Origin of the sequence: Halioxenophilus aromaticivorans (genome assembly GCF_042850945.1) — a bacterium.
GTDB classification, from domain to species: Bacteria; Pseudomonadota; Gammaproteobacteria; order Pseudomonadales; family Cellvibrionaceae; genus Halioxenophilus; species Halioxenophilus aromaticivorans.
In genome coordinates this window covers 4,922,600-4,945,781 of the sequence record NZ_AP031496.1, presented here as the reverse complement: position 1 = coordinate 4,945,781, position 23,182 = coordinate 4,922,600, and the positions used below count along the sequence as shown (strand labels likewise).

Sequence of the window (23,182 nt, the reverse complement as noted above, 5' to 3'; positions counted from 1 at the left end):
GCTAGGGCTAGTGAGGGCGGAGATGTGGCTGATGTGGGCGAGGACGTCTGGGGATAGCTGTCGGCGGCGTGTAGCGCTAGATGAGCCGCTTCCGGATTTGGGCAGGCATAAAAAAACCGCGCAGTGCGCGGTTTCTTAGCCGAAGCTCAAATTAAGCGGCAAGCGCTTTGATTTGGGCGTTTAAGCGGCTCTTGTGGCGTGCGGCTTTGTTCTTGTGAATAATGCCTTTGTCGGCTATTCGATCAATTACGGGCACTGCCGCAGTATAGGCTGCTTTGGCTGATTCGACGTCACCGGCGGCAATGGCTGCATTCACTTTTTTGATGTAAGTACGGACCATTGAGCGCAGGCTGGCGTTGTGATGGCGAGCTTTGTCGTTTTGACGGGCGCGCTTTCTCGCTTGGGGTGAGTTTGCCACCGTGTTGCTCCTTTATATGGGCTCAAGTTTAAGGACGCAGCATTATGCGTGTTTTTATCGCCATGTCAACAATCGAATGAAAAAAACACAACGAGTGAGCCGTGGCTCTATTAATGTGTTTGTCTCTTCTCGATGTTGACTCTGATCGCTGTTGGCCCTGACTTCGCTTTACTTTGTCAGGGCTTACTTTGGCGTGGCTTTAACTAGTAGCCTGAACTAGTAGCCTGCACCCCTTGCAACTGGGTGCTCGGAAACCAACGCTTTGGAAAACGGCTACTTGGAAAACGGCGGTGTAGGCCGGCCGCGACGGGTGTTAACCGGCGATACGGTTTTCTTTGATTTGCCCCGGGCTAGCTCCAGCTTCTCGCTAAGGCGCTGAGGGTAGTGCTCGGGCAGAGTGTGCGGCTGTGGTGCCGCTACCGGCGTGGTATCAAAGAAGTTATCGGTGAGCTCCAGGTGTGAACTTACTTCAGGCACCTCGATCTCTCGCTTGGCCTTGACGCCGATGGACTCCAGCGCTTTGACGAATCGGATGGCGGTGTTCTCATCAATGCCTTTCTTTAGCACTTTGAGCTCGCCAGAAAACAGCGCCTTAAGCTGATCACCTGTAGGGACTTTAAAGCGCTCGGCAAAGTCCAGCATAACGATGTCTTTACGCTTGCCGGGGAGTATTTCTCCTTTGAATACAATGCGATAGCTAGCCATGAGTCCTTGCTGCTGTTGGAAACTCGACATGAGTTGGTAATTCGCTTGCATGGTAATTCCTCTTCCATGTAGGGAGAATTGTGAAGTGCGTATGATTTCATCCGTGACGCAGTTCATAGATTCTACCAGCGAAAAAGAATAGCTCAAGCGAGAAAGTTGCTATTTGGAACGCCGATTAGGGAATTTACATAACTTTGAACACTCATTTGTGCTCATGGATTGGCGCCTCAGGCCTTACTCGGTGCATCGGCGGCGGCGCGTATATCTTTATCAGCGTTGTACGTTTTAACGGTTTACAGCTGAATGAGGCGTTAATTGGGCATTCAACTTTAGGTTAACCCCGCTTATGCCCAACGCGGATTTGCATGTGGCCCTGGAGTGGCCATCTCTGGAAGTGAGGTAGCAAGAAGCGGCAGCGAATAGGTGGTAGCGGGCCAGGGCCTGGCTTGGTTAAAGGGGGCGTCGATGAGGCTTTAGCGATTATAAAGTTTATTGGCTTGACGGTTGGTGGAGGGTAAGGGGCAGCTGGCTGCCCCTTTTGGCCTGGGGAGAAAGTCGGTAGGCCTCAGTCAAGCGTTGCCGGCTTTTTGGATATCGCTAACGTTGCTATCGCTGGGGGCTACCATTTCTTCTAGTAGAAGGCTGGGTTTACCTTTACAGGCTTTGGCCAATACATCACGCTTTTGTGCCAACACTAAGCCCACGGCCTCGCCGAGATCTTCGCTGAGTTCTGGTACGGCTTGTTCCAGCAGGCTGGTAATATTAGCCGCGAGCTCAAGCATATTGTCGTGTTCTTCGGCGTCTTTTTTGTTGTCAAACATAGTGCCATCTCTATCGCATTTCCAAACCGCTACAACTGCCATAAGTCATTCCTCATAAACTGTATGTGTGTACAGTATTGGGTTTTGCTGAGGAGGTCAAGGGCGATGGCAGCGGCATTGGCTGAAAGCTGAGTGTGCCAGTTGTGGTTTGCTTGCGAAAGCGCTACCTTGCGCGCACAAATGGAGCTCCACTAAAGGCCTAGAGAGAGCAGCATGAAGGAACAGGATAAATACAGCCAGCAGGAGCGGCCCAAACGCGAAAGAGGCTTGCTGCGCGCCAGTTCGCTGGTTGGCGTGATGACGTTTATGTCTCGCATATTGGGCTTAGTGCGGGATGTGTGTTTTGCCCGCTATTTAGGAGCCGAGGCGTCGGCGGATGCCTTTTATATCGCTTTTAAGATTCCCAATTTCTTTCGCCGGCTGTTTGCCGAGGGCGCCTTCTCCCAGGCCTTTGTGCCAGTGTTAAGTGAGTATCGGTCCCAGGGAAGCCACGCCGCAGTGCAGTTGTTGATCAACAACGTGGCTGGTGTATTGGGCCTGAGTTTGTTGGCGTTTACGCTGCTAGCGGTGGCGTTTTCTCCCGTGGTGGCCTTCGTCTTTGCGCCGGGCTATACGGCCGATCCGGTGAAGTTTGGCTTGGTGGCGGATTTGCTGCGCATCACCTTTCCGTATTTGCTGCTTATATCTTTAACGGGGTTTGCCGGTGGCATCCTAAACAGCTACGACCGATTCGCCGTGCCGGCCTTAACGCCTGTTTGGCTTAATGTGGTATTGATTACCGCGGCTGTGGCCGTGGCACCTTCCATGGCCCAGCCGGCGTATGCCCTGGCTTGGGGGGTATTTTTGGCGGGAGTGGTGCAAATGGTGTTTCAGCTGCCGTTTCTGGCGCGTTTAAGCCTCCTGCCAAAGCCCAGCTTGGATCATCGGCACCCCGGGGTACGCAAGATTTTCAAATTGATGTTGCCGGCCATTTTTGGCGTCTCGGTTAGCCAAATTAACCTGTTGTTGGATACGGTTTTGGCCTCTCTATTGCCCACCGGCAGTGTATCCTGGTTGTACTACTCGGATCGCTTGTCAGAACTGCCTTTAGGCGTGTTTGCGGTGGCTATCGGCACGGTGATTCTGCCTAAGCTTTCGCGTTTGCATGCCCAGCAAGCGCCAGAGAAGTTCAGCCAAACCTTGGATTGGGCCCTGCGCACCATCATATTAATCGCGGTGCCGGCGGCGTTGGCCCTAGTAGTGGTGGCCGAGCCTATTTTGACGACCTTGTTCCAGTACGGCAAAACCTCCGCCCACGATATCGCCATGGCCAGCTTTAGCCTGCGTGCTTACGCTCTAGGCTTAGTGGCGTTTATGCTGATTAAGGTGCTGGCGCCGGGTTTCTACGCCCGCCAGGACACCAAAACACCGGTAAAGATCGGTGTTGTGGCTATGGTGGCCAATATGGTGCTTAACGTGATTTTTGTGGCACCACTGTATTTTTGGTTCAACCTGGGGCATATGGGGCTGGCCCTGGCTACGGCCGCCTCGGCGTTTTTAAACGCATGGCTGCTATTGCGAGGGTTGCGCTCCGCAGGCATCTATACTCCCCAGTCGGGTTGGTGGCGGGTTGCCGTGCAGCAGGTGGTGAGCAACGCGCTGATGTGCGCGATACTGCTGGCCATGTTGGTGTTTTGGGGAGATTGGTCTATCAAGAGCACCTGGCAGCGAGTTTGGCAGTTGGTAGCTGTGTGTGGGCTGGGCTTTACTGGCTACCTAGTAGGCCTGGTGCTTACCGGGTTCCGGGCTCGTCATCTGCGCCCGAGCAGTTAATGGCCGCCTATGGCGTTATCAAAATTAAAAGCGTTATTTGTCATACGCGCTGATGCAACGGCTTGCACTGTTGGATTGGTTGGCAAAAAGCGCACAGTATGGCGGGCTTTGGGGTATAATCGCCCGCTTTTAATCATCAGTTGAGTTTGCCGGGCATTTCTGTGGTTTCACCTAATCAGCAAGAGTTAATTTACGGGCTGCATAATATTAAGGCTCGTCACCACGGCTGCGTGCTCACTGTGGGCTCTTTTGATGGAGTGCATTTGGGCCATCAGCAGGTATTGCAGCAGGTGCAGGCTCAGGCTGCGGCACTGAATTTACCGTCGGTTGCCATGATCTTTGAGCCACAACCTCTGGAGTTTCTGGTACCAGACAAAGCCCCGGCTCGGCTGATGCGGTTTAGGGAGAAGATACAGGCTCTGTTTGCTGCAGGCATAGACCGGGTATGCTGCCTGCGCTTTAACCATACACTTGCCAGCCTTACAGCAGATGAGTTTGTGGAGCAGGTGTTGGTGCACAAGCTCGGCGTGCGGCACCTAGTGGTGGGTGATGATTTTCGCTTTGGCAGCGACCGCCAGGGCGACTTTGAATTGTTGTTGGCTCACGGCGGGGCCAGTGGCTTTGAGGTGTGCAGCACCGATACCTTTACAATTAACGGTGAGCGAGTCAGCAGTACGCGAATTCGGCAGTGTTTGGCCGATGGCGACTTTACGCTGGCCAGCCAGCTACTGGGTAAGCCCTATACCATTACCGGCCACGTTGAATACGGCAAGCAACTGGGTCGGCAATTGGGCTTGCCTACGGCCAACGTCAAGCTACATCGATTCCGTTCGCCCTTGCAAGGGGTGTATGCCGTACGGGCCAGTTTGCCCAATTACCCCAACCTAGTTGGTGCGGCCAACATTGGCTTACGGCCCACGGTAAATGGTAATGATAAGGTCGTTTTAGAGGTTCACTTGCTGGATTTCAACGACACCATTTATGGCCAGTTACTCACCGTAGAGTTTTGCCACAAACTGCGCTCCGAGAAAAAATTTGCCTCGCTCGACGAGCTAAAACAACAAATTCAAATGGATGTGCAGAGCACTCGAGATTACTTCCAGGGCATTGTCTAAGGCCAGCGTTTAACTTGCCAGAGCAGCCCAAGAATCCATTTTATTTTTTAATTGTTCGGTCGCGGCCGACAGATACCATCAGACGTTATGACAGATTACAAATCGACTCTTAATTTACCGTCCACCAGCTTTGCCATGAAGGCAAACCTAGCCCAGCGTGAGCCAGGTTTTGTGAAAAAATGGCAGAGTGAAAATTTGTACCAACAAATACGCCAAGCCCGTGCCGGTCAAAAAACTTTCATCCTGCACGATGGCCCGCCCTACGCCAACGGCGATATTCACCTGGGCCATGCGGTAAATAAAATCTTAAAAGACATTATCGTTAAATCAAAAACCCTCAGCGGTTTTGATGCACCCTACGTGCCCGGTTGGGATTGCCACGGTTTGCCCATTGAGCACCGGGTGGAAAAGAAGGTTGGCAAGGCCGGGGTTAAGGTGGATTTTAAAACCTTCCGCCAAAAGTGCCGTGACTACGCCGCCAAGCAGGTAGAAGGGCAGAAAAAAGATTTTATTCGTTTGGGAGTGCTCGGTGAGTGGGACAACCCCTACCTCACCATGGATAAAAAGTACGAAGCCGATATCATCCGCGCGCTGGGTAAAATCATCGAAAACGGCCATTTGCAAAAGGGTTACAAGCCCGTGTACTGGTCGGTGGTGGGGGGCTCTGCGTTGGCCGAGGCCGAAGTGGAATACCAGGATAAAACTTCCTTTGCCATAGACGTTAAATTTCCGGTAGTAGACGTCGCCGCCTGCTTAACATTATTTGGCTCGGACGAGCCCGCCGAATCCATCAGCGTGGTTATTTGGACCACAACACCTTGGACGCTGCCCGCCAACCAGGCAGTGAGCCTCAATGCCAACGTGGATTACGCGCTCGTTAAGGCCGATGACGATTATCTGATAGTGGCTCAGGCCCTGGCTTCATCGGTTGCTGCCCGCGGTGGCTATGAAAACGTCGCAGTTGTGGCCACCGTTGCCGGTGCGCAGTTGGAAAATACTCTATTAAAGCATCCGTTCTACGATCGCCAGGTGCCGGTAATCCTGGGCGACCACGTTACCACCGATGCCGGTACCGGTTGTGTGCACACCGCGCCGGACCACGGCGTGGATGACTTTAATGTGTCCAACAAATACGGCATAGAGACGCTGAATTATTTAGACGACTCCGGCGTATACCGGGCGCAGGTGCCGCTCTTTGCTGGCGAACACGTTTACAAAGTTGACGAAAAAATACTGGCCGTATTGCGCGAGCGTAATGCGCTGTTGGCGGAAGAAAAAATCACCCACAGCTACCCCCATTGCTGGCGCACAAAAACACCGTTGATTTTTCGGGCCACGCCGCAGTGGTTTATCAGCCTGACCAAGAGCGGTTTGCAAGATAAGGTAATGGCGTCCGTTGACCAAGTGCAGTGGGTGCCGGGCTGGGGTAAAGCTCGCATTGAATCCATGCTCGGTAACAGCCCCGATTGGTGTATCTCTCGGCAGCGCACCTGGGGTGCCCCCATCGCGTTGTTCGTGCACAAAGAGTCGCAGGATCTGCATCCCAACACGCCGGCATTGATCGAGCAGGTGGCCCAGCTAGTAGAAGCCGAGGGTATGGATGCCTGGTTCGATTTAGTCCCGGCCACACTGCTGGCAGAAGATGCAGATCAGTACGTGAAAGTAACAGATACTCTGGACGTTTGGTTTGACTCCGGCGTGTCGCATTTTGCGGTGTTAGAAGCGCGCGATAACCTCAGTGTGCCCGCGGATTTGTATTTAGAGGGCTCTGATCAGCATCGCGGCTGGTTCCAGTCCTCCTTAAAAACCAGCTTGGCCATCCGTAACGCGCCGCCCTATAAAACCGTATTAACCCACGGCTTCTTGGTGGATGAGCAGGGCAAAAAATTGTCCAAGTCCGGTGATAACGCCGTGCCGCCACAAGAGGTCCTCAACGAGCTGGGCGCCGATATTTTGCGTCTGTGGGCCTGCGGTACCGACTTCAGCGGTGAGATGAGTGCGTCCAAAGATATTCTTAAGCGCAGTGCCGATTCCTATCGCCGTATTCGCAACACGGCGCGCTTTTTACTGGGTAATTTATTTGACTTCGACCCAGTGCAGCACAGTGTTGCGGCGGGTCAGTTGCTGGGCTTGGATGCCTGGGCCGTAGCCCGCACCGCTCAGTTACAAGAACAACTGCGTTCGGATTGCGATAATTATCAGTTCCATCTGTTCTACCAAAAGCTGCACAATTTTTGCAGTGTTGAGCTGGGTGGTTTCTATTTGGATATCATCAAAGATCGCCTCTACACAACACAGGCGGACAGCCTGGTTCGGCGCTCGGCGCAAACCGCTATGCACATTATTGTGGAATCGCTGGTGCGTTGGATCGCCCCGGTGCTGTCGTTTACCGCCGATGAAATATGGCAGGCATTGCCTGCTGCACCGCGTGAGTCATCGGTGTTTTTAAGCCATTACTATGACGTGCCTTCTGTGAGCGCCGACATGGAATACTGGCAAGCACTGGCCGGCGTTAAGAGTGCCGTTAATAAAGTGTTGGAAGATCAGCGTAACCAAGGCGTTGTGGGTGGCGGATTGACGGCAGCGGTTACACTGTATGCCGACGGCGATTTGCTGGCCAAACTGCAGCAGCTGGATGATGAGCTGCGCTTTGTATTGATTACCTCCGGTGCTGCGGTGGCGCCATTGGCCGAAGCTGGTGCTAGCGCGGTAGGCACGGATATTAGCAACCTCAAAGTGGCGGTTGTTAAAGCCGCCGGCAACAAGTGCGTGCGCTGCTACCATGTCCTAGAAGACGTGGGCACCTCCACCGAGCACCCAGAGATCTGCGGCCGGTGCCAAATCAATGTCGCCGGTGAAGGTGAGAGCCGCGCCCATGCTTAAGTTGCACAGTAAAACATGGCTATGGTATGCCCTGGCCATCGTGGTTTTCATGTTAGATCAAGCCAGTAAAATGGCGGTGAGTGGCAGTTTGGAGATGCATACTCCGGTGGTGTTTACCTCGTTTTTTAACTTTACGCTAATGCATAACTACGGCGCAGCGTTTAGCTTTTTAGGCGATGCCGGCGGTTGGCAGCGATACTTTCTAGGCCTGCTGGCAGTGGTGGTGAGTGTTGGTCTGATTATTTGGCTAGCGCGTATCCCTAAGCAAAAAACCTGGGAGCCACTGGCTTTGGCTTTGGTACTGGGCGGCGCGGTTGGCAACCTATACGACCGAGCCACTTTGGGCTATGTGGTGGATTTTATTGTGGTGCACTACCAAACCTATTATTGGCCCGCATTTAATATCGCCGATATGGCGATCAGCGGTGGCGCCATTATGTTGCTGACTGATGCCTTGCGCGGCAAGCCGCAGCCTAATGCAGAAGCGGTAGAAACTCTAGATAAGTAAACACTTTAGATTGATAGTGATGACGACTATGAGCGAAATAACCATAGGGCCAGGCACCCGAGTCACTTTGCACTTCGCCCTTAAATTAGATAACGGCGATGTGGTGGATTCTACCTTTGAAGGTAAGCCCGCCACCTTTGAAGTGGGTGACGGCAATTTATTGGACGGTTTTGAGCGCGCCATTTTTGGTATGGGCAGTGGCTCCAAAGCGACTGTGCTGATCAAACCCGAAGACGGTTTTGGCCAGCGCAACCCAGAGAACATACAAGAGATACCACGCTCCGAGTTCGACCCCAGCATTGAAATGGCCGAGGGCCTGATGCTGGCATTTGCCGATGCACAAAACTCAGAAATGCCCGGTGTGGTCGCTCATTTTGATGAGCAAACCGTGGCTGTGGACTTCAACCACCCTCTGTCTGGCCGTGATATTCATTTTCAGGTAGAAATTTTGGACGTGGTGCCGGTCACCACGCACTGATGCAAGATGCAAATTAAATTAGCCAACCCACGGGGCTTTTGTGCCGGCGTAGATCGCGCTATCGACATTGTAAACCGAGCGCTGGACGTGTTCGGCGCCCCCATTTATGTGCGGCACGAGGTGGTGCACAATAAATTTGTGGTGGACACGCTGCGTGATCGCGGGGCTATTTTTGTCGATGAATTAGATCAAGTGCCCGACGACGCACTGGTTATCTTCAGCGCCCACGGTGTTTCTAAGGCAGTACAAGAAGAAGCCAAAGAGCGTAGCCTCAAAGTATTTGACGCTACCTGCCCGCTGGTAACCAAGGTGCATATGGAAGTTTTGCGTTTTAGTCGTCAGGGGCAGGAGTGTGTACTCATCGGCCACCACGGCCACCCCGAGGTAGAGGGCACCATGGGTCAGTACGACCACAGCCGCGGCGGCGACATGTATTTGGTCGAAAACGAAAACGACGTGCATGTGCTGGCCGCTAATGTGCGAGACCCGGACAACTTGGCCTACGTCACCCAGACCACCTTGTCGGTGGATGACACATCGGTTGTCATTGATGCTTTACGCAAGGTATTCCCCAACATCAAAGGCCCGCGTAAAGACGATATCTGCTATGCCACCCAAAACCGCCAGGATGCCGTGCGGCAGTTAGCTCTGGAGTGCGATGTGGTGCTGGTGGTGGGTTCGGTTAATTCTTCCAACTCCAATCGCCTGCGCGAGTTGGCGGAACGCTGCGGCGCCCAGGCCTACTTGGTAGACGACGCCCAGGCGTTAGAAAAATCCTGGTTTGATGGCAAACGTACCATCGGTGTTACCGCCGGTGCTTCGGCGCCCGAGGTGCTGGTGCAAGGCGTGGTCGATCGGTTGCGACAGCTGGGTGCCGATAACCCAATGGAGATCGACGGCGAGCCAGAAAACGTGCGTTTTTCTCTACCGGTAGAGTTGCGGCCAGAACGCCAAGCTTAATTTGTGAAGCTCGGCTCACACAGAGCTTATATGCGCGTTGAGCAATCGAGTTTTGTGGCCTATGTTTAGGGAATGAACAACGCTTTGCCGCCAAAGTGGTGCCGGCAAGGCAACGATACTCACAAGGATTCACTATGCGCAAACAGCACGGGTTCACTCTGATAGAGCTGGTTATTGTGGTGGCCATCGTGGCCATACTCTCCGCCGTGGCCATGCCAAGTTATTTCTCCCACGTGGAAAAAGGCTATCGGCAAGACGCCATGGGTGCGTTGGTGGTGTTCGCTCAAACCATGGAGCGTTTCTACACGACTAACGGCAGCTACATTGGGGCGGATGGCAAAACAGCCGCGGTGACTTCACCGGCGGCGCCAACCATCTTTGCCACTGAAGCCCCCTTGGACGGCAGCAAAAAGCTGTACGATCTTAAAATCGCCGTGTCCACGGCGACCTCTTACACCATTACTGCCACGCCGAAAAGCGACGGCCGCATGGCCGGAGATGGCGTCATTGCACTGCGTTCTACTGGCCAGAGGGGTTGGGATCGCAACGGTGACGATAACGCCTTTGGTAGTAAAGAAACCTGCTGGGAAAAAACCTGCCCGTAAGACAATTGCCATAGGGTTTGTCATTACCTCGTGAGTTCGAATATTTGCGTTGGTTAAATTATCGTCTACGCTAATTAGTAAACCGCGTTATGCTGCTAAGCGTTAAAACAGCTGAGCGACAATAACAGCTGATTGTTACCGCTCCAGCCTCGTTTTACCCGTATTTTCACTTGTGGTTGAGACCGTTGGTTTCGCTGTGTGACATTCTTTTTATTCTCCCCTCGCGCCGGGTTTTTACTTAGCGTTATCATCCTATTCCGCTCATTCGTGAATTAGAGCACCTCGTCAATTGCCGTTCCCACTAGTGAGCGGTTGATTGCCGTTAATCCGCACCGGGCTGCAATGTAAAATGCCGTCCACTAAGCTTTTATTCATCTATTTAGGGGTTACACAGTGGTGAACCAAAAGGGCTTTACACTTGTTGAATTGCTGATCGTGATTGCAATTGTCGCAATTTTGGCAGTGGTGGCCGTCCCTAACTTTAACGAAACCATGCAGCGTAACCGCATGGTTGCCAACGCTAATGAGATTTTGTCCGCCATACAGTATGCGCGAGCAGAAGCACTGCGGCAGGGTGGGCGGGTATTTTTAGCGCCAGTCGATGGCACCAACTGGCCCAATGGGTTAGTCGTTTACCTCGACGCCGATGACGACGATATGTTGGACACCGGTGAAGAAATAAGAGTGTGGCAGGCATTGGCCAGTGGCTCCGCTCTTTCTGCCGTAGCAGGCGCAACCGCCATAGAGTTTGATAGCCGTGGCTTTGCCGCTGCTAACGGTACTGGAACGCCGCCTTCGGACACCGAAGAGGCATTTAAATTGTGTGACAATCGCGACGACGAAACCGGGCGATACATCAACTTGTTAATTAGCGGTTCGGCTTGGATTGGCGATGCAGATGACTGCAATGGCCCATAACCAATACTGAACCATGTCAGCACAGCAGTGCTGAATAATTACCGCGTTGATGACCCTGGCTGAGTAGAAGTAGGTTTTTATGATGCACTCGGTACAACATCAACGCGGTATAACGCTCATTGAGATTTTAGTTACCGTTATTATCCTTTCCATTGGGTTTTTGGGCCTGGCCAGCGTTCAGCTGATGGGCACCAAAAATGTCACCAATAGCCAGTACCGCACCGTTGCTACTCTATACGCCTACGACATGGTGGAGCGCATGCGCGCCAATATTGCGGGTATCAACGCCAACAGCTACAACAACTCCAAAACATCCAGCGCAACGGATCCCAACTGTACAACCTGCAGTTTTGCCGACCAAGCAGACCTAGACGTGTATCAATGGAAGCAAATGATTGAGGCTAAGCCTACCGATGGTGGTTTGCCCGGTGGCGCCGGCGAAATTGAATTTGATTCCGATGAAGAAACCTACGAAATAACCATTACTTGGAATGAAAATGTCCAAACCGGCCGTTACGAACAAGACGATAGCGACACCGAACAAGAACTTGTCCTCACCGTACGGCTATAAAAACGAAGTGAATTCGGAGCAAGGCATGATATTCGCGCCCACAAAATTCCAAGTCAAAGGCCAACGAGGATTCTCGATGATCGAGCTGCTCGTTGCTATGGGCTTGGGCGTTTTATTAATGCTTGGGGTTTTGACGGTGTTTGATAGCTCTCGCGAGGGCACTCGAGTACAGGAGGCTATGGCATCGGTGCAAGACACCGGCCGTATCGCCATGGATTTTATTAGTCGTGATTTTCGCAATGCTGATTTTGCCGGTTGTGTGAATGATAAATCTCGTGTGCAGAACTTGGTAACCGGTGGCGGTGACTTTACCGGCTTTTTTAATGGCGGCGGTATCACCGGTACTACTAACGCCAAGGATGCCACGATTGGTGGCCGAAAAGTACTTGATGGCACCAGCACCGTTCGAATTGTTGGAGCGCAGCCGGCTTGCGACGGCATCAGCAGCCTAGACAGCTCCGCCGGTGACGAAGACGACCCATTGACCTTCCGTACCAGTTGCGCCATTCCGCAAGGCACTATCCTTTTAGTAAGCAATTGCCAGTTTGGTGATATTTTTGTCAAAACCAACGCCGATACCGCTACCACCATCGAGCATACTACCTCGCCGGTAGGTTCGCTTAGCAATTCCTCAGCGATTTTCCAAACCACCTATCGCGAAGAAGCGCAGGTGCTACGACCTTTTGTGCGTGAATATTTCTTAGCAACAAACACGCGTAACGGAACATCGCTTTACCGGCGCGATAACGGCGATGTGCAAGAGTTAGTACCTAATGTGGAAAGTTTTGAAATTATGTACGGCAGTGATACCAGTGACCCAGCCGACGGAGCAGCGGATGTATTCTCCGCTAGCCCAACCGATATGTCTCAGGTGGTATCCGCTCGCGTGAGTTTAACTGTTCGCAGCAACAGCGAATTAAACGGGCAGCCATTAACGCGCACTTATTCGGGCACCTCAAGCATTCGAAATCGCCTGGTGTTATCCGAAGCTAGCAATTAAATCGCTTGCAAGGTTTAGAAATAGTATGAAAAGAAGAACATTAAATACTGCCAGTCCTAGTAGTCAATCTGGCGCTGTGCTGGCAGTAAGTTTGGTGATTCTATTAGTGCTAACCGTGGTGGTGATGAGTGCTAATAGCAACGTGATTATGCAGGAGCGGATGACCTCTGCCATTCGGGAAACTAACCTAGTTTTTCAGGTGGCAGAATCCGCCTTAGTGGAAGCGGAAAACTTTATCGACACATTGGATGCTGCGGGCTTTGCCAACTTTAACTCGATGGGTACAGGTGGCCTGTATTCTGAAGGGGATGGTCCAGGCGACTACTTGGCCGACAGTACCTGGGATACTGCCGGCAACAAGTTGCGCGCAGCGGAAAGCATCGTAGACAACTACCAGGCTTGGTATTTTATTGAAAGCATGGGCCAGGTGAGCATGATCGGCGGTATGCAGGACGTCTCCATGCAAAACGACTATTCATTCCCACACGATAGCCCAATGGCAGATGTTTTCCGTGTGGTGGTTCGCGCTGTGGGGCCTAACGGCGTTACGGAACAGATTATAGCGGGATATTACAGCGTTAATGCGCTGTAGGTTGAAGCGCTTACTACAACATGGTGTAACAAAAAATTTCGGCCCGGGTTTGGTTGGCCGAAAAGGACGGTACCAGTGAATAAATTATTTAAACATCTTAATCGCAGCGCCGCGCCGGCATTGGCGGGCGGCTTGGCGTTATCCGTAAGCCATACTGTGTATTCTCTGGAATTGCCGGATGTGCCGCTATTGTTAACCTCAAACATTGAACACAATGTTATGTTGGTGCTGGATGATTCTGGGTCGATGGTCGATGATTTCTATTATGGGAATTACGACGCTACTAAAAATTACAGTAATTGTAGCTCAACGATGGTGTTGCCAAATACCTACACTACTTACTCAGGTGGTCGCAGAGGTGGAACCCGGACGTATTACCATGAAGTTGAGGCTCGAACCGATGCAAGTGGCAATGCACTTATTTTTCATAACGGAATAACTTATGCGTGGGGGAATACACCGGGTACGGACTTGGTTACTGGTAAGCCCAAAGCGTGTTTTGACAAGGAAGATAAGTATTTTGTTAAGTATTCCGCGGACTTTAATAACTATTCGAACCCGGGCTCTCAGATTGACGACAACCGAGACTTTTTCGATCACGGAGAGGCGGGTAAGGGCAATTTCTGGAATTACTATTTTTCTAATGATAGTCAAACAGGTGCAGATAACTGGGGTGAGGAAGACCAAAAGTTCGGCGTGGGCGAACGAATAGAGATTGTTCAGGATGCCGCCAAACTACTCGTGCGTGGTTTGGATGATATTCGAATCGGCTTGGGCGGTTTCGATCATGAATCCGGTGGCCGAGTTATGGTTCATATAGATTCGGTTGATGAGTTCGTTGATGGTAGTTCAGATAAAACCCATGCCGATGTAATGATTGAAGAAATCAATAATATCGTAGCTTATTGGGCGACTCCGCTGGGTGAAACCCTGTACGACATGGGGCGCTATTTTATTGAGGGTACCCAAGATCAAAACCTGGTGCTGCACCCAGAGCCCGCCGATGAATTCACAAAATCTACCGGTACCAGCAAAGTTGCGAAAGGCACTTCTGTTTTTAATACCAACCCGAAATATGAAGGCGCTACCGGCGGAAAAGCACCAACAGAACCGGTTATTGAAGCCTGGTGCCAAAAAAACTACGTTGTGATGATGACCGATGGTCAGCCATCTCGGGACTCGGAAGTCAGCTCGGACGTATCGAGTTATGCCTCTAGCCATAACCAAACTTCAACCAACGGTTCTGACGACGTTCTGGATGATGTTGCTCTGGCGCTTTACGATATGGATCTGCGCCCAGATCTAAGAAAGCCCGATGGTACGGCAGAAGGCGAGGCGGTACGCAATAATATTACGACTTATCTAATAGCCGGCTTTGGTGTTAGCCCATCCACTGTTATCACCAACGCGGTGGATAACGGGGTGGGTGTTGGCGTCGACTTGGACGAAACCGGGAATAACGCTACCACTGGTAAATTGTACCAAGCCGACGATGGCGATCAGTTGGTGAAAAGCTTCCAAGAGATTTTCGAAGAGATTATTTCTAAATCTGGCTCGCAAACCGCGGTGGCATTTAACTCTGGCTCCATTGAGGCGGGCACTGCGCTCTATCAGGCGACCTATCATCGAGAAGATTTTCGTTGGACAGGTGACCTACACAGCTACCCATACAATGAAAGTACTAAAGAATTCGCCACAAAAGCAAAATGGTCCGCGGCGGAAAAGTTGAATGATAGAGTGTTGAATCTTGGCGACGATGGCCACGAAGACCGATTGATATTCACCCTATCTGCAGACGGCGATGGTATCGAATTTACCGAAGCAAATTTAAACGGCTTCAGCGCCGAGGCTAAAGGGGATTTAGAGGGCGATGGCGATTCCAGTCACGCAAAAACCGTAATTAATTATATTCGCGGCAAGCATTACGATGGTTTTCGAGATCGCGCTTCCTACAATAGCGATGGCTCTATAGAAAGTTTGGGGTTACTGGGTGATATTGTTAACTCATCACCAATTGAGGTGGGTGAGCCGGAACTCAATTACCCGGACTACGGCTCCAAATCGGCCGATGGCAAGCTAATCACTCAATTTGGATCTGCTACGCAGAAATATTCTCAGTTTGCCAAAAAGAAAGAATACCGCCAGTCGGTGGTTTATGTGGGTGCCAACGATGGCATGTTGCACGCATTTGATGGTGATCCTGATAACGGCGGCAAGGAACTATTCGGCTACATTCCTGGCCTGCTCTATAACGAAGATAGCACGGAAGAGGGCTTGTACTACCTCACCGATGAGCGTTATGAGCACCGGTTTTTTGTCGACGGTGGGATAACCGCTTCAGATGTATTTATTGATCCAGCCGGGGCTGACTCGCCCTCGTGGCGCACCATTATTGCCGGCGGCCTGCGTGCCGGAGGCCGTGGTATTTATGCGCTGGACGTCACCGACCCAACAACGTTCAGTAAAGACGAAAGCAACATAGAAAATTTGGTGCTGTGGGAATTCGGCCCAGAGCAAGATTCAGACGTCGGTTATATCTACGGCAAAGTACAAATGAGCATGATGAACAACGGCAAATGGGCCGCCGTGTTCGGCAATGGTTACAACAGCGATGACGGCCAAGCAAAACTGTTTATTGTGTTTATAGAGCAAGGCGCTGATGGTAACTGGACCACCGGTGATTGGATGAAACTGGATGCCGGGTCACTTTCGGTCACATCGCTGTTGGGCGAAAACGGTATGAGCACGCCGGTGCTGGCGGATTTTAATTCGGACCGCATTGCCGATCGTATTTATGTGGGTGATCTGCAAGGTAACCTTTGGGTCTACGATGTCTCCAGTGACGACGAATCCGAATGGGGCTCTGCCTATGGCGCCAATCCTTTGTTTAATACCGGTAGCCAGCCAATTACTACCCAGCCTTCCGTGGCTCTGAACCCAGACACCGCCTCGGCGGGTAATGGCTACAATTCTTTGGTGTATTTTGGTACCGGCAAAATACTAGAAGAAGACGACTACGATAACACCGATGCTACCGGTTTCTACGCGGTGTGGGATCGTGGAGATGCCAACTTAAGCAGCAGTGATTTGCAAACCCGAACGCTGGTGGACGCCAATGTAACCATGGACAACGGCCAAACGCTGCCAACGCGTAAAGTCACCGGTGAAGATATTACTTGGTACAGTGATGCCAACACCGATGGCAAGCATGGCTGGGGCATGGCCATGCCAGAAGCCGGTGAGCGCATCACCGTAAACCCCAACGTGAGCCGCGGCTCGGTGTTATTTACCACGTCTCTGCCCACCTCTTCGCTTTGTGGCAACGGTGGTTCGGGCTGGATTATCAGTGTTGCTTGGGATGGCATGGCTTCCAATTTACCCACGGAAGACATTAATGGCGATGGGCAAGTGGATGAGGACGATCTGGGGTATGTTGGCACCGAGATTGGAGGTATGCCGGCGGGTACAGCAACCATTGCCGACCCGACAAGTACCAATAGCTGCGCCGAAGGTTATACACCTGTTAAAGTAGCGGTGTCTAATACAACCGGTGAGATCACTTATCAAACACGCTGCGCGTTGCACAACAAAACCCTCGGTAGAATGTCCTGGCAAGACCTTTTAAGGCGCTAAATTAACCGCTAATTCTCTGCCTTTACCAACCCCAGTGCGAGCCGATCGCGCTGGGGTTTTTACGTTTATGGGTGTCGTAAAAAACCGCTGTAATCGTTGTCGCCGTTTATCCCAACCTACTCGCCACTTGTCTTATCCAGCCGCCATTTAATGTTAAGTTTCTAGGTGCAAAACCATGGATGTTGTATGTTTGTGCGAAGTCAAAAATCTGTCTTTTTGGACGTAAAGTGACCAGTTGAGACCTAAAGTGTCAATCTTTGCCCGCCAAGGGAAGTTGATAACTCTAAACTGATTCACAATCGCCGCTCTTTGAGACGGCAAAGCGGAGGCATCTGTTGGCTAAGGTGAGGCATGAAAGACGACAACAGCGCTGCAAAAAAGTACCAAAAAGACACGCAAGGGTGGGAGTAGATGGCCCCTATTAAACAACACAATCAGTTTTCTGCGCCAGCTAAGGGCCAGGCTCAACACGGCGTTACCATGGTAGAAATACTGGTGGCCATTATTATTTTGTCCATCGGCTTTCTTGGCATGGCCAGCATTCAACTCATGGGTGCCAAAAATATTGCCGGCAGTAGCTTTCGCACCATGGCAACTATTTACGCCTACGATATGGCGGAGCGTATGCGTTCCAACGCTGAGGGTGTGGACAACGGTGCATACAATAATTTGGATTTTACTCAATTGGCCCAGCAGCGCTGCGGCAATAATTGTACGCCGGCGCAAATTGCACAGCGTGACGCATTTGAGTGGAGCCAGGCGATTAAAGGTGGGCTAACCGATGGGGGGCTACCCCAAGGCGGTGGCGCTATCGTGTACAACGTCGCCACCGACACTCATACCATCAATGTAAATTGGCGTGAGGCCATTCGTATCGATGACGATTTTCCCGATGCTAACGGCGAGTTACAACAGTTTGAATTGGAAGTGCAGCTGTAGCCATGGGACACTTAAAAATAGTTTCGACACGGGGTTTTACCCTGGTAGAACTGCTGGTGGCTATGGCCTTGGGCGTAACGCTTTTGTTTGGCGTAACCCAAATTTTTAGCAGCAGCAGAGACAGTGCGCGATTACAAAACGCCATGGCCAGCGTGCAGGATGGCGGACGCGTTGCGGTGGAAGTGCTTAGCCGAGATATTCGCAACGCGGATTTTAGCGGTTGCTTGCGAGATCGCACCACGTTAACCAACGGCCTTCAGGGGGCACCCAGCCCGTCGTTTTACGACTACTACAGTTTGGATACCGTCGGCGGCAACACCGCAGACGCCACCACTAAGGTTGGCAGTAAGAATGTGATTCCGAATACGGACACGTTGCAAATTGTTAGTGCAGCGCCGGTGTGCCCAGGGGTATTTAATTTGGCCGCCAGCTTAACCAGCTTGGCCGGCGACATCACCCTCAATGGTAGCTGCCCGGGCGGTATCGATGATGGCGCCGTGCTGCTAGTAAGCAACTGCAGCCAGGGCGAAATCTTTATTAAAACCGGCGGCGCTAACCAAACTATTGAGCGTGATAACAGCACCGCATTTACCGACAAAAACAGCAATAGCATTAGCAATAGTTCGGATCAGTTCCAAGCATTGTATGGCTTAGACGCCACAGTGATGAAACCCGTGGTGTTCACCTATTTTGTTGCCCAGGGGCAAAACCAAAACAATGCACTGTTTCGTCGAGAGAACGATCAAAGTTTTGAGTTGATTGCCAACGTTGAAGATTTCCAAGTGGAATTCGGCATTGATAACGACGACGACCTCGCGGTAGAGCAATTTGTTGCCCCTGCAGCGGTGGCGGACCCGCAGCAAATTATTGCCGTTCGAACCACCATTACCGTTGCCAGTGAGGAGTTAGTGCAGGGTAATCAGCTCAATCGCACTTACACCGCAACCACCAATATTCGTAATCGCACGGCACCGGGGGGCTAATTTCGTGTTTGAGTTATCGGCAAGAAAGCAATCTTCCACCGTCATGGATAGCCAGCGCGGTGCAGTGCTGATTGTGAGTTTAATTTTATTGCTCGTGCTTACCATGGTGGTGTTGTCTGCCAACCGGGGTGTGGTGATACAGGAGCGTGCCACCAACGCGGTACGAGAATCTAACGTGGTGTTTCAAGTGGCTGAGTCAGCGTTGTTGGAAGCCGAAGCGCATATCAATAGCGTAATGGCGGCGGCCGGCGTTGCCGCGTTTAACGATAACGGTACCAACGGTTTGTACGCCGAGGGCAAAGGCCCCTCGGATTATTTGGCCAAAACCACTTGGGCCAAAAACAATACCAAAGCTGCGGCGCAGCTCAGTACCGCGGGCTACAGTGCCAGCTATTTTATTGAGCACCTAGGCGAGATGGCCATGCCGGGCCAAAACATCGGTGTAGACCTGAACAACAATTACAAACAAGCCGATGAAATCCCCATGGCCAACGTATTTCGTGTTGTGGTGCGGGCCCAGGGCAGCCAAGGTACGCCGGTGCGTATGTTGTCTGGTTATTACAGCTTTTAATGAATTTATTGCTCGCGAGTGCTGTTACCAGCGCGGCGCGACTTAACAAATAGAAAGATTAAACACGACGACATGGCTCGCATTAACACCTCCTACAAAAATCAGCCGCAACAGCGCGCAAATTTTAAATTTGCGGCGCTTGGGTTTAGTGTGCTTACCGCAGCAGGTGGAAGCAATGCCTTGGAATTGCCAGATCAGCCAATTCTATCCAGCGCCGGCACCGAGCCCAATATTATGTTGTTTATGGATAACTCCGGTTCCATGGCAACCTTTGAATTGGGCTATTACGACGCCAGTTACTCCTATGCCGATTGCCCGGCTAGCTTAGCCCTAGAAACGTCCCGGTTCACGCCAGGCCGCGACCCGGATAACGGCGTTTACCAAGATATTGTTGCCAGGGTCGATAGCGACGGCTTAGCGTATTTTACCTACACCAAGAGCATCGGAGGTAGAAACGGCGGAACCGAAACCTACGATTTCCAGTGGGGCACCAGTACCACTGGTGGTGAGCGCTATCCGGTGGCGTGTTTTGCCAGTGGCGCCAGCTACGATTTAAGCCCTGTAGTGGGGGTGACCAATTACCAAACCTTTGATGGTAATCAGCTTAATTATTACTTTTCCAATGCTACCCAAACCGGGCCAGATTATTGGGCCGGCGATCGCAAGGCGGGCTCAGGCACGCGCATGGACATTACTAAAATGGCCGGCGAGACCCTGATAAACAGCCTTACCAACAAGCGTATTGGATTGGCGGCTTTTGAACAGGTGCCCGTGGGCCAGGAAACTCCCGAAAATGGCGGAGCAAAAATACTGGTCGGTATCGATGATATCGACACCGAAGTCAAAACCGGATACACCCAACGCGAAGCCATTATCGACCAAATTTATTCCATGATGGCCGAAGGTTTTACACCCATTGGCGAGTCGCTATCGGATATTACCCGTTACTACGTAACCGGCCACGATAACGAAAGGGTCACGCTATACAACAACGATGCGAGTCGCACAAACACGGCCCTTACTAAGCAGGTCTTCGATACCAAGCCGGCCTACGCCACGGGTGTTGCAAAACCCGGTTCCGACGACGACTCAATCATTACCGAATCCTGCCAAAAGAACTACGTAATCGCATTAACCGATGGCGAGCCCAACGAAACCGGTTTGGTGAGTAGCTACCTTACCGGGCGTAATGGGAGTGGCAATGGTCCGTTTACTGGCTACGATAAAAAAGACTCCAACTACGCAGAGTACGGTTACACTGCCAGGAATAATTTAATTCGCCGGGACGTGGGCTCACTGGATGATGTCACCATGGCGATGTACGACATCGACCTGCGGCCAGACCTCAGCGGTAACGAACCTATTAATATCTCCACGTTTTTCGTCGGTGGATTCGATACCTCCTTGCAAGATAGCAAAGTGTTGGCGCGGGCGGCCAGTAACGGGGTTGGTGGCGCACCTGAGGGCATTGTTTACCCGGCGCTTAACCAAGAGGAGTTAGAAGAGGCCTTCCGTACAATCTTTGCCTTAGTGGATAGCGATAGCGGTTCTCGATCTACGGTTTCGTTTAACGCAGGCTCCATCGATTCCAGTACGGCACTGTACCAGGCTACCTACGATTTCGCGGGCACCCAATGGGTGGGGGATGTAGAGGCATTTGCCTACAACAAAAGCGGCACTGGTAGTTTGTTCAGCACCACCGCCGCCTGGAGTGCCAACGATAAACTCACCGCCCGGGTAAAAGACGTTTTGCCGGGCGCGGATGACCGCGACATTATTACGCTGTCTGGTTTTAGTGATAGCAACGGCACGAGCGTGCGTAAGGGGATAGCCTTTACCGCCGACAATGCCAGCAGTTTCAGTGCTGAGCTGCAGGGCGATTTAGACGGCGACGGCTCCAATAGCGATACCCTTGGTAAAGTGGTTAACTATGTGCGCGGTGCTGAATTTCCTGGTGAGTACCGCAACCGAGTGGATGGTGGTTTAGGAATCCTCGGCGATATCATCAATTCCTCGCCGGCGGAAATCGGCGCACCGGAAAGCGATTACCCCGATTACAGCGCAAAAGCAGCTTTGCCTTTTGGCGATGCCAATAGCAGCTATTCGGCGTTTTACAAAAGTAATGAGAACAGAGCCTCGGTAGTTTACGTTGGTGCTAACGACGGCATGTTGCACGCCTTTGATGGCGATGTTAGTACCGGCGGCAAAGAACTGTTTGCCTACGTCCCGAGCATGTTGGCTGATAGTAGCTCGGAAATAGAAGGCTTGTTTTATTTAACGGACCAAAATTATCAACACCGCTTTTACGTTGATGGCGCCATCGGTGTTTCCGATGTGTTTATCGACCCCGCCGGCGGTACCAACAAAAGTTGGCGCACGGTGCTAATGGGTGCCCTGGGCCTTGGCGGTAAAGGCCTTTACGCGCTGGATGTTACCGACCCAAGCTCGTTCAGTGAAAGCAGCGCCGAAGATATTGTGTTGTGGGAATTCGACGGTCGCGACAGCAGCCCCGCCACTGGTGACCCGGACATGGGCCATATTTTCAGTGAGCCTAAAATCACCATGATGAACGATGGCCGTTTTGCCGTGGTGGTGGGTAATGGCGCCAACTCCACCAATGGCAGTGCTGTACTGTTTATCATCTTTATTGAGGCCGGCGCCGATGGCTCTTGGGACGTGGACGACTGGATCAAAATAGACACGGGCTCTACCGGTAATAATGGTTTGTCGGCCCCAGCGTTGGTAGATTTCGATGGCGACCGAGTAGTCGATCGCATTTATGCCGGGGATTTAAACGGCCAGTTGTGGGGCTTCGATGTCAGCAGTACCGATTCAAGCGAATGGAAAGCCGCCCACGGCAGTACACCGTTATTTACCGCCACCAACAGCAGTGGCGTGGCTCAAGCCATTACTTCAGCGCCGTTAGTAGTGAAGAACGAACAAACCGCTTACGCCGGTAACGAACCTAACGTGTTGGTGCTATTCGGTACCGGCCAGTTAATTGAAGAGGCCGATATTGGCAGCGCTGAGGAGCAGACCTTCTACGGTATTTGGGATCGTGGTGTTGGTGGCCTAGACCGCAGCGCTTTGTTGCAGCGTAAACTGGTGAATGCCAGTAACGCCAACGGCGTGGTTATTGGCCGCAAAATTGATGACCAGTCACCGTATTCCGACCCAATAGCCTGGTTCGATGATGCCAATCAAGATCAATACGGTTGGTACATGCCGCTACCGGATACCGGCGAGCGAGTAACCATTCAGCCCTCGCTGTTGCTGGGCACGATTTTCTTCTTCAGCTCGGTACCGCAGGAATCCACCTGCAGCGCCGGTGGCTACGGTTATTTGAATTTTATCAGTGCCCAGGGCACCGCCACGCGCACGCCCATTTACGACTTTAATAACGATGGCGTGATTGACGCAGACGATAGCGATTTTGTTAGCCAAAAGACGCCAGGTCGTAAAGGCTTGCCGGCGGGCTCTAAATTTATTGGCTCTGGTGAGGCGCAAAATGTGCCTTGCTCCAGTGGCAGTGGTTTTTACCAAGCTTATAGCACCATCGACGGCGCCATTCATTACCGATGGGTATGCCCGGAGTCTTCCACAGGCACTGGCCGCATGGCTTGGCAGGAGCTGTTCGGCGAGTAACGTTAAGACTCTCTGAATAACCTTG

19 protein-coding genes are annotated in these 23,182 nt (G+C 51.9%); 16 read left to right on the top strand and 3 right to left on the bottom strand.

Translation table 11 applies throughout. The features are described from left to right. Positions 1 to 151: 151 nt before the first annotated feature. The 3 genes from rpsT to ACGHM3_RS21095 form a co-directional block, all read right to left on the bottom strand. On the bottom strand, positions 152 to 418 hold the full coding sequence (rpsT, locus tag ACGHM3_RS21105) for a 30S ribosomal protein S20 (protein ID WP_345417076.1): 267 nt from the start codon (positions 416 to 418) through the stop codon (positions 152 to 154). Between the two features lie 273 nt (positions 419 to 691). Then, complete coding sequence (locus ACGHM3_RS21100; protein ID WP_345417073.1) at positions 692 to 1,174, bottom strand: hypothetical protein; 483 nt, start codon at positions 1,172 to 1,174, stop codon at positions 692 to 694. Positions 1,175 to 1,692: 518 nt separating this feature from the next. Next, positions 1,693 to 1,986 (bottom strand): YebG family protein, encoded by a 294-nt coding sequence (locus tag ACGHM3_RS21095; RefSeq protein ID WP_345417070.1) that lies wholly within the window; start codon positions 1,984 to 1,986, stop codon positions 1,693 to 1,695. Between the two features lie 171 nt (positions 1,987 to 2,157). On the opposite strand from ACGHM3_RS21095, the gene murJ reads away from it, so the two are divergent. The 16 genes from murJ to ACGHM3_RS21015 all read left to right on the top strand — a co-directional run bounded on the left by murJ (position 2,158) and on the right by ACGHM3_RS21015 (position 23,157). Next, entirely contained in the window at positions 2,158 to 3,756 is a 1,599-nt protein-coding gene (gene murJ / locus ACGHM3_RS21090; protein WP_345417067.1) for a murein biosynthesis integral membrane protein MurJ, read from the top strand. Between the two features lie 161 nt (positions 3,757 to 3,917). Further along, positions 3,918 to 4,871: a bifunctional riboflavin kinase/FAD synthetase gene (gene ribF, locus ACGHM3_RS21085; protein ID WP_345417063.1), complete on the top strand. Its 954-nt coding sequence runs from the start codon at positions 3,918 to 3,920 to the stop codon at positions 4,869 to 4,871. An 87-nt stretch (positions 4,872 to 4,958) separates the two neighbouring features. After that, the gene (gene ileS, locus ACGHM3_RS21080; protein WP_345417060.1) at positions 4,959 to 7,754 is read left to right on the top strand and encodes an isoleucine--tRNA ligase; all 2,796 of its coding nucleotides are present in this window, start codon (positions 4,959 to 4,961) and stop codon (positions 7,752 to 7,754) included. Next, positions 7,747 to 8,262: a signal peptidase II gene (gene lspA, locus ACGHM3_RS21075; protein WP_345417057.1), complete on the top strand. Its 516-nt coding sequence runs from the start codon at positions 7,747 to 7,749 to the stop codon at positions 8,260 to 8,262. Before ileS ends, lspA begins: the two co-directional genes overlap by 8 nt. A gap of 28 nt (positions 8,263 to 8,290) precedes the next feature. Beyond that, positions 8,291 to 8,740 carry a peptidylprolyl isomerase gene (locus tag ACGHM3_RS21070; protein ID WP_345417054.1) on the top strand — a complete coding sequence of 150 codons (450 nt, stop codon included), beginning with the start codon at positions 8,291 to 8,293 and terminating at the stop codon, positions 8,738 to 8,740. Positions 8,741 to 8,746: 6 nt separating this feature from the next. Continuing rightward, positions 8,747 to 9,700: a 4-hydroxy-3-methylbut-2-enyl diphosphate reductase gene (ispH, locus tag ACGHM3_RS21065; RefSeq protein WP_345417051.1), complete on the top strand. Its 954-nt coding sequence runs from the start codon at positions 8,747 to 8,749 to the stop codon at positions 9,698 to 9,700. A gap of 134 nt (positions 9,701 to 9,834) precedes the next feature. Continuing rightward, positions 9,835 to 10,305, top strand: coding sequence for a type IV pilin protein (locus ACGHM3_RS21060; RefSeq protein WP_345417049.1), 471 nt, complete (start codon positions 9,835 to 9,837; stop codon positions 10,303 to 10,305). Positions 10,306 to 10,698: 393 nt separating this feature from the next. Next, positions 10,699 to 11,223 carry a GspH/FimT family pseudopilin gene (locus tag ACGHM3_RS21055; RefSeq protein WP_345417046.1) on the top strand — a complete coding sequence of 175 codons (525 nt, stop codon included), beginning with the start codon at positions 10,699 to 10,701 and terminating at the stop codon, positions 11,221 to 11,223. Positions 11,224 to 11,302: 79 nt separating this feature from the next. After that, positions 11,303 to 11,794, top strand: coding sequence for a type IV pilus modification protein PilV (gene pilV / locus ACGHM3_RS21050; RefSeq protein ID WP_345417044.1), 492 nt, complete (start codon positions 11,303 to 11,305; stop codon positions 11,792 to 11,794). Further along, positions 11,715 to 12,794 (top strand): PilW family protein, encoded by a 1,080-nt coding sequence (locus ACGHM3_RS21045; protein ID WP_345417041.1) that lies wholly within the window; start codon positions 11,715 to 11,717, stop codon positions 12,792 to 12,794. Before pilV (ACGHM3_RS21050) ends, ACGHM3_RS21045 begins: the two co-directional genes overlap by 80 nt. A 25-nt stretch (positions 12,795 to 12,819) precedes the next feature. Further along, positions 12,820 to 13,386 carry a PilX N-terminal domain-containing pilus assembly protein gene (locus tag ACGHM3_RS21040; protein WP_345417038.1) on the top strand — a complete coding sequence of 189 codons (567 nt, stop codon included), beginning with the start codon at positions 12,820 to 12,822 and terminating at the stop codon, positions 13,384 to 13,386. A gap of 75 nt (positions 13,387 to 13,461) precedes the next feature. Further along, positions 13,462 to 17,019, top strand: a complete 3,558-nt coding sequence (locus tag ACGHM3_RS21035) for a PilC/PilY family type IV pilus protein (RefSeq protein WP_345417035.1) — start codon at positions 13,462 to 13,464, stop codon at positions 17,017 to 17,019. Positions 17,020 to 17,430: 411 nt separating this feature from the next. After that, positions 17,431 to 17,958 (top strand): type IV pilus modification protein PilV, encoded by a 528-nt coding sequence (pilV, locus tag ACGHM3_RS21030; protein ID WP_345417032.1) that lies wholly within the window; start codon positions 17,431 to 17,433, stop codon positions 17,956 to 17,958. Positions 17,959 to 17,960: 2 nt separating this feature from the next. After that, a complete protein-coding gene (locus tag ACGHM3_RS21025) occupies positions 17,961 to 18,941 on the top strand; it encodes a PilW family protein (RefSeq protein ID WP_345417029.1) in 981 nt (326 codons plus the stop codon). Between the two features lie 4 nt (positions 18,942 to 18,945). Further along, on the top strand, positions 18,946 to 19,512 hold the full coding sequence (locus tag ACGHM3_RS21020; RefSeq protein WP_345417026.1) for a PilX N-terminal domain-containing pilus assembly protein: 567 nt from the start codon (positions 18,946 to 18,948) through the stop codon (positions 19,510 to 19,512). Between the two features lie 72 nt (positions 19,513 to 19,584). Continuing rightward, complete coding sequence (locus ACGHM3_RS21015; protein WP_345417023.1) at positions 19,585 to 23,157, top strand: PilC/PilY family type IV pilus protein; 3,573 nt, start codon at positions 19,585 to 19,587, stop codon at positions 23,155 to 23,157. The last annotated feature ends 25 nt before the right edge of the window (positions 23,158 to 23,182 follow it).

Coding starts and splice junctions, on each gene's coding strand:
- ACGHM3_RS21045 (WP_345417041.1), top strand. CDS start 11,715: ATGAAAATGTCCAAACCGGCCGTTACGAACAAGACGATAGCGACACCG.
- murJ (WP_345417067.1), top strand. CDS start 2,158: ATGAAGGAACAGGATAAATACAGCCAGCAGGAGCGGCCCAAACGCGAA.
- ACGHM3_RS21015 (WP_345417023.1), top strand. CDS start 19,585: ATGGCTCGCATTAACACCTCCTACAAAAATCAGCCGCAACAGCGCGCA.
- ACGHM3_RS21070 (WP_345417054.1), top strand. CDS start 8,291: ATGAGCGAAATAACCATAGGGCCAGGCACCCGAGTCACTTTGCACTTC.
- ACGHM3_RS21100 (WP_345417073.1), bottom strand. CDS start 1,174: ATGCAAGCGAATTACCAACTCATGTCGAGTTTCCAACAGCAGCAAGGA.
- ACGHM3_RS21040 (WP_345417038.1), top strand. CDS start 12,820: ATGAAAAGAAGAACATTAAATACTGCCAGTCCTAGTAGTCAATCTGGC.
- ispH (WP_345417051.1), top strand. CDS start 8,747: ATGCAAATTAAATTAGCCAACCCACGGGGCTTTTGTGCCGGCGTAGAT.
- ACGHM3_RS21025 (WP_345417029.1), top strand. CDS start 17,961: ATGGGACACTTAAAAATAGTTTCGACACGGGGTTTTACCCTGGTAGAA.
- lspA (WP_345417057.1), top strand. CDS start 7,747: ATGCTTAAGTTGCACAGTAAAACATGGCTATGGTATGCCCTGGCCATC.
- ACGHM3_RS21095 (WP_345417070.1), bottom strand. CDS start 1,986: ATGGCAGTTGTAGCGGTTTGGAAATGCGATAGAGATGGCACTATGTTT.
- ACGHM3_RS21060 (WP_345417049.1), top strand. CDS start 9,835: ATGCGCAAACAGCACGGGTTCACTCTGATAGAGCTGGTTATTGTGGTG.
- ileS (WP_345417060.1), top strand. CDS start 4,959: ATGACAGATTACAAATCGACTCTTAATTTACCGTCCACCAGCTTTGCC.
- pilV (WP_345417044.1), top strand. CDS start 11,303: ATGATGCACTCGGTACAACATCAACGCGGTATAACGCTCATTGAGATT.
- pilV (WP_345417032.1), top strand. CDS start 17,431: ATGGCCCCTATTAAACAACACAATCAGTTTTCTGCGCCAGCTAAGGGC.